The following is an 11,513-nucleotide window of genomic DNA, read 5'->3' as shown; positions in this document are numbered from 1 at the left end:
CCGGTCCCTGTCCTGCCGGGCGGCAAGGTGGTCCCGCCCGGCCGCCCCTGGCCAGGGCGAAAATGCTCAGGGCCGCATCGAAACTGCTTATCGGTCAGGCGGCGTGGCGCAGCGCCTCGGCCGTCGGCGCCACGCCCAGCCCGGGGCCGGTCGGCACCGTGTAGAAGCCGGCGGCGCAGTCCATGTCCCCGTCGAGGAAGCCGCGCTTCGCATCGAAGACGCTGTGCTGGTACTCGTGCCAGGTCAGCCGGTCGAGCGTGCTCGCCGCCTGCAGGCTGGCGGCGAGGAAGATGCCCACGCCGATGCTGGCATGCGGCGCGACGGTGGCGCCGAAGCCCTGGGCCAGCACGCCGATCCGGTGGAACTCGGTGATGCCCGTGCGGCCCATCTCCGGCTGCGCCACGCCGACGCAGCGCCGCTCGAAGCGCGGCAGCCACTCGTGCACGGTGCGCAGCTCCTCGCCCAGCGCCAGCGGCACGCCGATGCCGCGCGCCACCAGCGCCTGGCCCTCGATGTCCTCGGGCGCGCAGGGGGCCTCGGCGAAGGAGAGGCGGTGCGCCTCCATGCGGCGGATCAGCCGGATCGCCTCCGGCGCCGTGTGGCGCCAGTGCAGGTCGGCCATGATCTCCGGCCCCTCGCCCAGGGCGCGGCGCAGGGCGGCGATCTCCGCCTCCGCCCCGTCATCCGCGACGGCCGCCGCGAACTTCACCGCCCGGAAGCCGCGCCCCACCCAGTCGCGCGCGAGGTCGCAGCGCGCCTCCAGCGTCGCCGCCGGCAGGCCGGAGACGTAGGCCGGCACGGTGGCCTGCCGCCGCCCGCCCAGCAGCGCGGAGACGGGCACGCCCAGCCGCCGGCCCAGCAGGTCCCACAGCGCGATGTCCACCGCCGCCAGCGCGTCGCCGTAGAAGCCGCCGAAGAAGCCGCGCACCCGCATCAGGTCGTAGAGCGCGTCATGCAGCGCGGCCGGCGCATCCACCGGCGCGCCCTCCAGCACGGGGGCCAGCACGTCCTCGACGATCTCCACCACCGCGCGCGGGGCGACGATGCCGTAGGTCTCGCCCCAGCCCACCGCCCCGTCGCGCGAGGTGACGCGCAGCAGCACGGAGCGGTCGCTGGTCGGGTAGAGCGTCCGGTTGCCGCGCCGGACCAGGTAGCCGCGCCGGTTCACCGCCTCGCCCGCGCGCAGCGGGCCAAGATAGGGCGTCTCGCGCGGCACTTCGATCACGAAGCATTCCAGCCGGGCGATGCGGTCGCCGCTGTGCCCGACCGTGCCGAGCGCGCCCGCCTCCGGCGCCGGGACCGTCACGACAGCGGCGCCGCGCTGGGCGCCATCGACGCGGCCGCGGCGCTCCCCTGCGGCGGCGGCCCCGGCAGCACCGGCGCCGCGGTGGCGAGGAGCTGGCCGATCTCCATCTGGTCGCCCTCGTCCAGCTTCGGCCCCGCCGCGCGCGCGGCGGTGTGCGCCAGCAACCCGCGCCGCCGCAGCACCTCCTTCGTCGCGCGCACGCGGAAGACCATCTGGAAGCACAGCAGCGGCAGCGTCGCGTCGTAGATGCGCCGCGCCTCCGCCTGGTTGCCGGCGCCCCAGGCGCGCCACAGCGCGACATGCGCGTCCACGATCTCCACGGCCGGCATGGTGCCGCTGGCCCCGCGCGCCAGCTCGTCCAGCACGAAGCGCGCGCCGGCGCCGCCCAGCACGCCGTCCAGCCGCCCGCCGGTCGCCGCCAGGATGCGCGAGACGTGCTGGCCGCAGGGCAGCGTCTCCTCCTTCACGGTGCGGATCGCGGGAACCTCGGCGCAGACGGCGGCCACCTCCTCGGGCGAAAGGCCGGCGCCGTTGGGCGGCGGGGCGTTCTGCAGCATCAGCGCCATGCCCGGCACGCCCGCCGCCACCGCGCGGAAATAGGCGGCCTGCCTCGCCACCTCGCGCCCGGCGCCGGGCGGGGCCATCACCATGGCGGCGATGGCGCCGGCCGCGCGTCCCTCCGCCGCGCGGGCGGCGGCGCGGGCGGGATCGGCATCCGAGGCGCCGACGATGAAGGGGGTCTTCCCGCCCAGGTGCCGGCCCAGGGCGGCGACCATGGCGGCGCGTTCCTCGGGCGTCAGCGTCTCCACCTCGCTCGCCATGCCCGGGTAGACGACGCCGTCCGCGCCGGAGGTCAGGGCGAAGTCCGCGAGCGCCAGGAAGGCCGCCTGGTCCGGCGCGCCGTCCTCGCCGAAGGGGGTGGGCAGCACCGGCAGCACGCCATGGGGGATCACCCGTTCCGGCATCGTCCTCATTCCTCCCACAATGGTTCGCGCCACCGTTGCGCCGCTCCGGGGGCTGCGTCCAGACTGCCCGGCAAAGCAGGGCCGGCCCGAGGCACGGCCCCCACGGGAGAGACCGTCCATGCCCATCACCCGTCGCCGCCTGGGGGCGATGCTGCCCGCCCTCGCCATGCCGGCCATCGCCCGGGCCGCCGAGTCCTGGCCCGATCGGCCGGTGCGCTTCATCGTGCCCTTCCCGCCGGCCGGGGCCGCCGACATCGTGGGGCGGATGCTGGCCGCGCATCTCCAGGGCGCCTTCGGCAAGCCCTTCGTGGTGGAGAACCGGCCCGGTGCCGGCTCCTCCATCGGGGTGGACGTGCTGGCCAAGGCGCCGGCGGACGGCAGCGTGCTGGGAATGGGCAACATCGCGGCCAATGCGATCCTGCCGGCGGTGCAGCCGGGGCGGCTACCCTACGATCCGGTGAAGGATTTCACGGCGATCTCCAACCTGGTGGTGACGCCGTGCTGGCTGCTGGTGAACCCGGCGAAGCTGGACGTGCGGGACGTGGACGGGCTGGTCGCGGCGGCGAAGGCGCGGCCGGAGGCGATCAACTTCGGCTCCTCCGGGGTGGGCACCTCGCTGCACCTCGCCATGGAGATGTTCCTGCTGCGCGCCGGCATCCGCATGACGCATGTGCCCTTCAACGGCGGCTCCCCCGCGCTCCAGGCGCTGCTGGCCGGGACGGTGGAGGCGATGGTGGACACGGTCGCGACCTCCACCCAGCTGGTGCGAGAGGGTCGGCTGCGGCCGCTGGCCACCACCATGCCGCACCGGCTGGCGGACTGGCCCGACCTGCCGGCGCTGGTGGAGCGGTATCCGGGGACGGAGATGGCCTCCTGGCACGGGCTGCTGGGTCCGGCCGGGTTGCCGGCGCCGGTGGTGGAGAAGGTGGCGGTGGAGACCCGGCGCTTCCTCGCCCTGCCGGAGACGGTCCAGAAGTTCCGCGCCCAGACGCTGGAGCCGGCACCGACCACCCCGGCCGAGTTCGCCGCGTTCATGGCGAGCGAGGCCGCCCGCTATCGCGAGGTGGTGCAGAAGGCGGGCATCCGGGTGGAATAGGGGCGGGGGGAGCAGGGAAGGCGGTGCATGGCTGCCCGGCCGGTGCCCTGGGGTGACGGGCGGCAAGGGCGTCGCCACCTGGGACACAATCACGGCCCCTGGCCGCCCTCCTTCCGCCGCACGACCGGCCTGCGAGACACCCCATGAAGAAGATCGGCTTCCTCTCCTTCGGCCATTGGACACCCTCGCCGCAGTCCCAGGCGCGCTCCGCCTCCGACGTGCTGCTGCAATCCATCGAACTGGCCGAGGCGGCCGAGGCGCTGGGGGCGGACGGCGCCTATTTCCGCGTCCACCACTTCGCGCGCCAGCTCGCCTCGCCCTTCCCGCTGCTCGCCGCCGTGGGCGCGCGGACGAAGCGCATCGAGATCGGCACGGGCGTGATCGACATGCGCTACGAGAACCCGCTCTACATGGCCGAGGATGCGGGGTCCGCCGACCTGATCGCGGGCGGGCGGCTGCAGCTCGGCATCAGCCGCGGCTCGCCGGAGCAGGTGATCGACGGCTGGCGCTACTTCGGCTTCCGCCCCGCCGAGGGCGAGGATGCCAGCGACATGGCGCGGCGGCACACGGAGGTCTTCCTCGACCTGCTGCGCGGCGAGGGCTTCGCCCAGCCCAACCCGCGCCCGATGTTCCCCAACCCGCCCGGCCTGCTGCGGCTGGAGCCGCATTCGGCGGGGCTGCGGGATCGCATCTGGTGGGGCTCCAGCTCCAACGCCACCGCCGTCTGGGCGGCGAAGCTGGGGATGAACCTGCAAAGCTCCACCCTGAAGGACGACGAGACGGGCGAGCCCTTCCACGTGCAGCAGGCGGCGCAGATCCGCGCCTTCCGCGCGGCGTGGAAGGAGGCGGGGCACGAGCGCGCGCCGCGCGTCTCCGTCAGCCGCAGCATCTTCGCGCTGATGGACGACCGCGACCGGATGTATTTCGGGCGCGGCGGCGAGGAGAAGGATTCGATCGGCTTCATCGATGAGCGCACCCGCGCCATCTTCGGCCGCAGCTACGCCGCCGAACCGGAGGCGCTGATCGCGCAGCTGCGCGAGGACGAGGCGATCGCCGAGGCGGACACGCTGCTGCTGACCGTGCCGAACCAGCTCGGGGTGGAGTACTGCGCCCACACCATCGAGGCGATCCTGAAGCACGTCGCCCCGGCGCTCGGCTGGCGGTGAGCGCGCCAGCCCCGGGCGCCTGACCCGACCTGGCGTGGCGATCGTTCCCCGGGGGGGGGAGGGCGCGCCGGCGCCGGGCCTCGTCCCCTCCGCCGGGGCCGCAGGCCGGCTCCGGCCCTCGCCGGGGGGCCGGCCGCGCGTCGCGGTGGCGATCCCTTCGGAAGCCTCGCCCGGCCTTGTCGGCCCTTTCCTCGCCCGTCGAGGGAGAGGGCCCCGAGGCCCGGTCGGGCTCTACGGCTGGGCTGACGAGCCTTCCCTCCTCCGCATCCCGGGGCGGCATGGCCTGAAGGGCTGCGCTGGCCGTTGACGTCGTCAGAGGCACGCTCTGGCGCTGGACATTCCAGGACTTCCAGGCCTTTTCGTCCAGGATGGCGCGTAAAGCTCTGACGAAACGTTAGGGGCCTGGACTCATGGCCCGTGACGGCGGCATCCCGTGCATCCCTTCGAGGAGCGTTCGGCAAGGGTCGTCCGGGTGGTCCGATCCGCCGCGAACGCGCCCCCGGGGGTTGGAAGCCGATCCATGTGGATCACCGTCGAAGCCTTCATCGCCGCCCCGATTGAGACGGTCTGGCGGGCGTTCAACGATCCGGACGACATCCTGGCCTGGGACGCCTCCGATGCCTGGCGCACGACAAGGGCCGCGAACGATCTCAGGGTCGGCGGCCGGCTCGAGCTTCGTATCGAGCCCCGGCATGGCGGGGCCGGCGCCGACTTCGGTGCGACCTATACCGACGTCCAGCCCATGCGGATCATCGCCTGGCGCACGGACGCGGCCCGGATGGTGCGCGTGGAGTTCCGGGAGGCCGGAGCAGGCGTGCTCGTCCGGCAAACCTTCGAGGCCGAGCCCGAACCCTCCGTGGAGGAGCAGCGGCGGGACTGGCAATCCGTGCTCGACGGCTTCGCGCGGCATGCCCGGGCGCGCGCCGCCCATCGCCCGGACCCGGCAGCGCCATCCGGGGGCCGCTGATGCGGACAGCGCGCGTCGCCCCCGCGCGATGCCACGTCCCGGGAAGAGTCGCCGCCCGTCGCGATGGATGGCCGACAGGATGGCCCGACCCGTCCCGCTGGCGCGGCAGCCCGGTCAGCCGGCGCCCCGGCCCGCCCCGCGCGCCTTCCGCCGGTCCAGCGCCAGCCGCGCGAGGCAGAACTCGGTGAACAGCACCTGCGCCGCGATGTGGGCGGTGTTGCTGGTAGCGTCGTATTGCGGCGCCACCTCCACCACGTCGGCGCCCACCACGTCCACGCCGGAGAGGCCGCGCAGCAGCGCCAGCACCTCGCGCGGGGCCAGCCCGCCCACCTCCGGCGTGCCGGTGCCGGGGGCGAAGCCGGGATCGACGGAATCGATGTCGAAGCTGATGTAGGTCGGGCCGTCCCCCACCACCGCCAGCGCCTGGGCCAGCACCTCCGCCACGCCGCGCTCCGCGAACTCCTCCGCGTGCACCACGGTCATGCCGCTGTCGAAGGAGAACTCCCACAGGTACTCCGCCGCCCCCCGGATGCCGATCTGGATCACCCGCTGCGGGTCCAGCACCCCGTCCAGCACCGCCGCCCGGAAGGGACCGCCATGGTGGAAGCGGCAGCCCTCGAAGGGGCCGGAGGTGTCGCAATGCGCGTCGATGTGGATCATCCCCACCGGCCGGTCGCGCCCCACGGCGCGCAGGATCGCCTGGCTGATGGAGTGGTCGCCGCCGACCACCAGCGGCACCGTCCCCGCCTCGACCCAGCCGCGCACCGCCGTCTCGATATCGGCATGGCAGGCGCCGACGTCGTAGCGCGAGGAGAGCGGCACGTCCCCCACATCGGCCGCGCGGCAGCCGTCGAAGGGGGCGAGGCGGAGGACGTGCTCATAGGGCCCGATCCGCTCGACGCCCCGCACCGCGCGCGGGCCGAAGCGCGCGCCGGAGCGGTTGGTGACGCCGAGATCCATCGGCACCCCCATCAGCGCGATGTCCAGCCCCGCCTCCGCCGGCACCGGCGCGGCCAGGAAGGGCGCGGCGAGCAGCGTGGCGGGGGAGGTGTAGGGCAGGGCGCGCCTCTCGCCCTGGAAGACGGAATCGGCGACGCGGCGGAAATGCGGGTCGAAGATGTCGCCACCCCGGGCCTCGCCGTACTTCTCGCGCAGTGCCCGCAGCCGGTCCTGGTCCATCCTCGCCCTCCGATCCGGCCGGGGCGCATCCTGCGCCGCCGTCGCCGACCGGACCAGGGCAGGCCGAGGAAAGCGGGCCGGGCCAGGACGGGCCGGGCGCCGGCGCGGTCCCGGGTTGTCCGGGCGGGCGGCGCGCCGTGCGGTCAGCCCGCCGCGAACATCGCCCGGATCGCCGCCGGATCGACCTCCTCCAGCGAAGCGGGCGACCAGCGCGGGGCGTTGTCCTTGTCCACCAGCACCGCCCGCACGCCCTCGGCGAAGTCCGGGTGGCGGGTGACGGGGCCGGTCAGGGCCAGCTCCATGGCCAGGCAGTCGGCCAGGGTGTGGCCGCCGCCGCGCCGCAGCAGTTCGCGCGTCACGCAGAGGCTGGTGGGGGACATGCGGCGCAGGATGGCGATCTGCTCGCGCGCCCAGCCCGTGTCCTCGCCCTCCAGCGCCTCCAGGATGCGCGGCACCGTGCCGCCGCCGAAGCAGCGCTCGATCTCCCCGGCCTGAGCCGTGACGGCGCCGGGATCGACCGGGTGGCTGTGCGTCGCGACCGCATGTGCATCGCCGTCCAGCAGCGCGGCGCGCAGCGCGGGCAGGTCGGCGCGCGGGCAGAAATGCGTGGCCAGCCCCGCCTCCACCGCCTCGCCGCCCTTCAGCCGGGCGCCGGTCAGGGCCAGCCAGTTGCCCAGGGCATGCGGCAGGCGCGGCAGCACGTAGGAGGTGCCGACATCGGGGAAGAGGGCGATCGCCGTCTCCGGCATGGCCAGCAGCGCGTGCTCCGTCACCACCCGGTGGCTGCCATGGACGGAGACGCCGATGCCGCCGCCCATGCAGACCCCGTCGATCAGGCTGATCCAGGGCTTGGGGAATTCCGCGATGGCGCGGTTCACGGCGTATTCGGCGGCGAAGAAGCGGCGCACCGTGGCGTCGTCGCGCGCGACGGCCGCGTTGCGGATGCTCCGCACGTCCCCGCCGGCGCAGAAGGCGCGGCCGCCGGCGCCTTCCAGGATGACCAGCTTCACCGCCGGGTCGTCGCGGAAGCGGGCCAGCGCCTCGGCGATCCCGTCGATCATGCCCTGGTCCAGGGCGTTCAGCGCCCGGGGGCGGTTCATCAGGATGGTGCCCGCGGCCCCCTCCACCTTGGCGATGATGCTGGGTTCCGGGGTGTCCGACATGCCGCTTCCTCATCCTTGGCCCGGTGCGTGGCGCCGGCCGGGGCATCGTCTGTAGACCAGATTCCGCCCCGAGGCAGAAGTGCGCGGCCATCCGGCCGGGGCGGCGGGGCGGTCCCGCCGGACGGGGCGGATTGACGCCCCCGGCCGGGCCGCAACACCCTGTGCGGCATGACAGAACCCGCCGCCAACGGTCTCGTCCGCTTCGAGGGCGTGGAGAAGTCCTACGGGGCCGTGACGGTGGTGCGCGACCTGGACCTGGTGGTGGAGCGGGGCGAGCTGCTGACCCTGCTCGGCCCCTCGGGCTCGGGCAAGACGACGACGCTGATGATGCTGGCCGGCTTCGAGCAGCCCAGCCGCGGCCGCATCCTGCTGGAGGGGCGCGACATCGCCCGCCTGCCGCCGCACAAGCGGGGGATCGGGGTGGTCTTCCAGTCCTATGCCCTGTTCCCGCACATGAGCGTGGCCGAGAACATCGGCTTCCCGCTGGAGGTGCGCGGCGTGGCGAGGCGGGAGCGCGACAGCCGCGTCCGCCGCGCCCTGGACATGGTGCGGCTGTCCGGCCTGGGCGAACGCCGCCCGTCCCAGCTCTCCGGCGGGCAGCAGCAGCGGGTGGCCTTCGCCCGTGCGCTGGTCTTCGAACCCCCCATCGTCCTGCTGGACGAGCCGCTGGGCGCGCTGGACAAGGCGCTGCGCGAGGAGATGCAGTTCGAGATCCGGCGCCTGCACCGGGAGCTGGGGGTGACGATGCTCTTCGTCACCCACGACCAGTCGGAGGCCCTGACGCTGTCGGACCGCATCGCCGTCTTCCGCGGCGGCCGCATCCGCCAGCTCGCCGCGCCGCGGGAGATGTACGAGCGGCCGGCCGATTCCTTCGTGGCCGGCTTCGTGGGGGAGAACAACCGCCTGCCCGGCATGGTCCTGGCCGCCGAGGGGCAGGAGGCGCGGATCCGCCTGGATTGCGGGCCGGAGGTGTCCTGCCGCCTCGCCGCGGGGCTGGGGCCGGGGGATCCCTGCCTGGTCATGATCCGCCCCGAGCGCGTGGCCGTCGCCCCGGTCGCGGCCGAGGAGCTAGGCGAGGACAGCATCGCCGCCCGGCTGGTCGAGGCGATCTTCCAGGGCGACCACGTCCGCCTGCGCCTCGCCATCGGGGTGGGGGGGGAGGTGGTGGCGCGCCGCCCCGCCGGGGGCGGGCCGCTGCCGGCGCCGGACGGCCCGGCCGCGCTGGCCTGGGACCCGGCCCATGCCATCGCCTTCCCGGCGGCGGAGGCTGGGGCCTGATTCCCGCCGCCGGCCGGGTGCCGGCGCGGGGAAATCCGCCCCGGCGGCGGCTTTCCGGGCATCTTCCCGCGGCGGGCCGATTCCAGGCGCCCGCGATCTGCTCTAGCCTCGCCGCGCGGATGGGGAACGGAACAAGATGCTACGCAGGACGATGATGGCGGCCGCGGCCGCGCTGGGCGTGTCGCTGGCCGGGGCCGCGGAGGCCCAGCAGCGCGACCTGACCGTGGTCTCCTGGGGCGGCGCCTACCAGGATGCCCAGCGCGAGGTCTATTTCCGCCCCTTCCAGCAGCGCAGCGGCCAGCGCCTGCTGGAGGAGACCTGGGACGGCGGCGTGGGCGTGCTGCGCGCCAAGATCCAGTCCGGCGCGAACAACTGGGACGTGGTGCAGGTCGAGAGCGAGGAGCTGCTGCTCGGCTGCGAGGAGGGGCTGTTCGAGAAGATCGACTGGCCGGCCATCGGCGGCCAGGACCACTACATCCAGCAGGCGGTGAACGAGTGCGGGGTGGGGACGATCCTCTACTCCTTCGTGCTCGGCTACGACCGCGCCCGCATGCCCAGCGGCCCGGCCGGCTGGCCGGACATGTTCGACACCCAGCGCTTCCCCGGCAAGCGCGCCTTCCGGCGCGGCCCCAAGACCACGCTGGAGATCGCGCTGCTGGCCGACGGCGTGGCGCCGGGCGACGTCTACCGCCTGCTGGCGACGGAGGAGGGGATCGCCCGCGCCTTCCGCAGGCTCGACACCATCAAGCGCGACATCGTCTGGTGGGAGCGCGGCTCGCAGCCGCCGCAGCTCCTCGCCTCGGGCGAGGTGGCGATGACCGTCGCCTACAACGGCCGCATCGACGCCGCGAACCGGTCCGAGGGGCGCAACTTCGGCATCGCCTGGCCGGGCAACCTCTACACGCTCGATTCCTGGGTGATCATGCGGGGCAGCCCGAACCGCGCCCGGGCGCTGGAGTTCCTCCGCTTCGCCGGCGACCCGCAGGTGCAGGCGCAACTGCCGCCCCGCATCGCCTATGGCGTGACGGCGCGGGAGGCGAACGCCCACATCGCCCCGGACGTACTGGCAAACCTGCCCACCTCCCCGGCCAACGCCCAGGGGGCGCTGGAGATCAGCGACCGCTTCTGGCTGGACAACCTCGACACGCTGAACCAGCGCTTCAACAACTGGCTGGCGCGCTGAGGAGGCGGTCCTGAGCGGCGCGCGGGCGAAGCTGGGCGCGGCGGCGCTGGTCGCGCCGCTGCTGCTCTTCCTGCTGCTGGTCTTCGTCGCGCCGATCGGCCAGTTCCTCTGGCGCGCGGTGGCGGAGGAGGAGGTGGCGGCGGTCATGCCCCGCACCCTCGCCGCGCTGCGCGGCTGGGACGGGGCGGCGACGCCGGGCGACCCGGTCTTCGAGGCCCTGGCCGCCGACCTGCGGGAGGCACGGCGGCTGGACATGGAATCCGGCGGCGGCCGCATCGCCCGGGCCGCCGCGCGGCTGGCCGCCGACATCCCCGGCTTCCGCAGCATCCTGCCCAGCACGGCGCGTCGGCTGGCCGACCCGACCGCCCCGGCGCGCTGGACGGTGCAGACTGCCAGCCCCGAATGGGACCGGCCGGCCACCTGGGCGGCGATCCGGCGCGCCGGCGGGCCGGTCTCCGACCTGAACCTGCTCGCGGCGCTGGACCTGCGGCGTGACGCGGCGGGGGAGGTCGTGGCGGTGCCGGCCGACCAGGCGGTGTTCCGCGACGTGATGCTGCGGACCCTGTGGATCGCGGCGCTGGCGACGCTGCTCTGCCTGCTGGTCGCCTATCCCCTTGCCTGGCTGATCGCCACCGCCCCGCCGCGCGTGGCGCCCTGGCTGCTGGCGGGGGTGCTGCTGCCCTTCTGGACCAGCCTGGTGGTGCGCACGGCGGCCTGGTGGGTGCTGCTGCAGAAGGAGGGCATCGTGAACGGCGCCCTGCTGGGCGTCGGCGCGATCGAGCAGCCGATGGCGCTGCTGTTCAACCGCGGCGCCGTCCTGGCGGCGATGGTGCACATCCTGCTGCCCTTCATGGTGCTGCCGATCTACGGCGCGCTGCGCGGGATGGACCGGCGGCTGCCGGCGGCGGCCCAGTCCCTGGGCGCCTCGCCCTGGCGCAGCTTCCGGCGGGTGATCCTGCCGCTGTCCCTGCCCGGGGTGGGGGCGGGGTGCCTGCTGGTCTTCGTGCAGGCGCTGGGCTTCTACGTGACCCCCGCGCTGCTGGGCGGGCCCAACGACCAGATGCTGCCCTACTTCATCGGCTTCTATGCCAACCGCACGGTGAACTGGGGGCTGGCGGCAGCGCTCTCCGTCATCCTGCTGGCCTCGGTGGCGGTGGTGGTCGGACTCTACGCGAAGCTCGTCGGCTTCGAGAGGACGCGGGTGGCCTGA

At 74.4% G+C, this 11,513-nt stretch carries 10 protein-coding genes; 6 read left to right on the top strand and 4 right to left on the bottom strand.

Translation table 11 applies throughout. From position 1 onward, the window contains the following. Nucleotides 1–94: 94 nt before the first annotated feature. Both LPC08_RS12530 and LPC08_RS12525 read right to left on the bottom strand, forming a co-directional pair. The gene (locus tag LPC08_RS12530) at nucleotides 95–1,306 is read right to left on the bottom strand and encodes a mandelate racemase/muconate lactonizing enzyme family protein (RefSeq protein ID WP_230448574.1); all 1,212 of its coding nucleotides are present in this window, start codon (nucleotides 1,304–1,306) and stop codon (nucleotides 95–97) included. After that, nucleotides 1,303–2,271: a dihydrodipicolinate synthase family protein gene (locus LPC08_RS12525; protein ID WP_230448573.1), complete on the bottom strand. Its 969-nt coding sequence runs from the start codon at nucleotides 2,269–2,271 to the stop codon at nucleotides 1,303–1,305. Before LPC08_RS12525 ends, LPC08_RS12530 begins: the two co-directional genes overlap by 4 nt. Before the next feature lie 118 nt (nucleotides 2,272–2,389). On the opposite strand from LPC08_RS12525, the gene LPC08_RS12520 reads away from it, so the two are divergent. From LPC08_RS12520 to LPC08_RS12510, 3 genes are all read left to right on the top strand, one after another. After that, nucleotides 2,390–3,367: a Bug family tripartite tricarboxylate transporter substrate binding protein gene (locus LPC08_RS12520; RefSeq protein ID WP_230448572.1), complete on the top strand. Its 978-nt coding sequence runs from the start codon at nucleotides 2,390–2,392 to the stop codon at nucleotides 3,365–3,367. Nucleotides 3,368–3,510: 143 nt separating this feature from the next. Beyond that, a complete protein-coding gene (locus tag LPC08_RS12515; RefSeq protein WP_230448571.1) occupies nucleotides 3,511–4,533 on the top strand; it encodes an LLM class flavin-dependent oxidoreductase in 1,023 nt (340 codons plus the stop codon). Nucleotides 4,534–5,053: 520 nt separating this feature from the next. Next, on the top strand, nucleotides 5,054–5,500 hold the full coding sequence (locus tag LPC08_RS12510; protein WP_230448570.1) for an SRPBCC domain-containing protein: 447 nt from the start codon (nucleotides 5,054–5,056) through the stop codon (nucleotides 5,498–5,500). Between the two features lie 114 nt (nucleotides 5,501–5,614). Here the strand turns inward: LPC08_RS12510 and speB are convergent, their stop codons facing one another. Next, complete coding sequence (speB, locus tag LPC08_RS12505) at nucleotides 5,615–6,679, bottom strand: agmatinase (RefSeq protein WP_230448569.1); 1,065 nt, start codon at nucleotides 6,677–6,679, stop codon at nucleotides 5,615–5,617. 143 nt (nucleotides 6,680–6,822) lie between these two features. Beyond that, on the bottom strand, nucleotides 6,823–7,842 hold the full coding sequence (locus LPC08_RS12500; protein WP_230448568.1) for an enoyl-CoA hydratase/isomerase family protein: 1,020 nt from the start codon (nucleotides 7,840–7,842) through the stop codon (nucleotides 6,823–6,825). A 168-nt stretch (nucleotides 7,843–8,010) separates the two neighbouring features. Between LPC08_RS12500 and LPC08_RS12495 the strand changes: the two genes are divergently transcribed. The 3 genes from LPC08_RS12495 (at nucleotide 8,011) to LPC08_RS26240 (ending at nucleotide 11,513) form a co-directional block, all read left to right on the top strand. Continuing rightward, nucleotides 8,011–9,120, top strand: coding sequence for an ABC transporter ATP-binding protein (locus LPC08_RS12495; RefSeq protein WP_230448567.1), 1,110 nt, complete (start codon nucleotides 8,011–8,013; stop codon nucleotides 9,118–9,120). A gap of 136 nt (nucleotides 9,121–9,256) precedes the next feature. Then, nucleotides 9,257–10,303 carry an ABC transporter substrate-binding protein gene (locus LPC08_RS12490; protein WP_230448566.1) on the top strand — a complete coding sequence of 349 codons (1,047 nt, stop codon included), beginning with the start codon at nucleotides 9,257–9,259 and terminating at the stop codon, nucleotides 10,301–10,303. 145 nt (nucleotides 10,304–10,448) lie between these two features. Beyond that, a complete protein-coding gene (locus LPC08_RS26240; protein ID WP_304622024.1) occupies nucleotides 10,449–11,513 on the top strand; it encodes an ABC transporter permease in 1,065 nt (354 codons plus the stop codon).

It is taken from the genome of Roseomonas sp. OT10, assembly GCF_020991085.1.
GTDB classification, from domain to species: domain Bacteria; phylum Pseudomonadota; class Alphaproteobacteria; order Acetobacterales; family Acetobacteraceae; genus Roseomonas; species Roseomonas cutis.
Note: the sequence above shows the minus strand (reverse complement) of the source record. Positions and strands in the feature narration are given on the sequence as shown.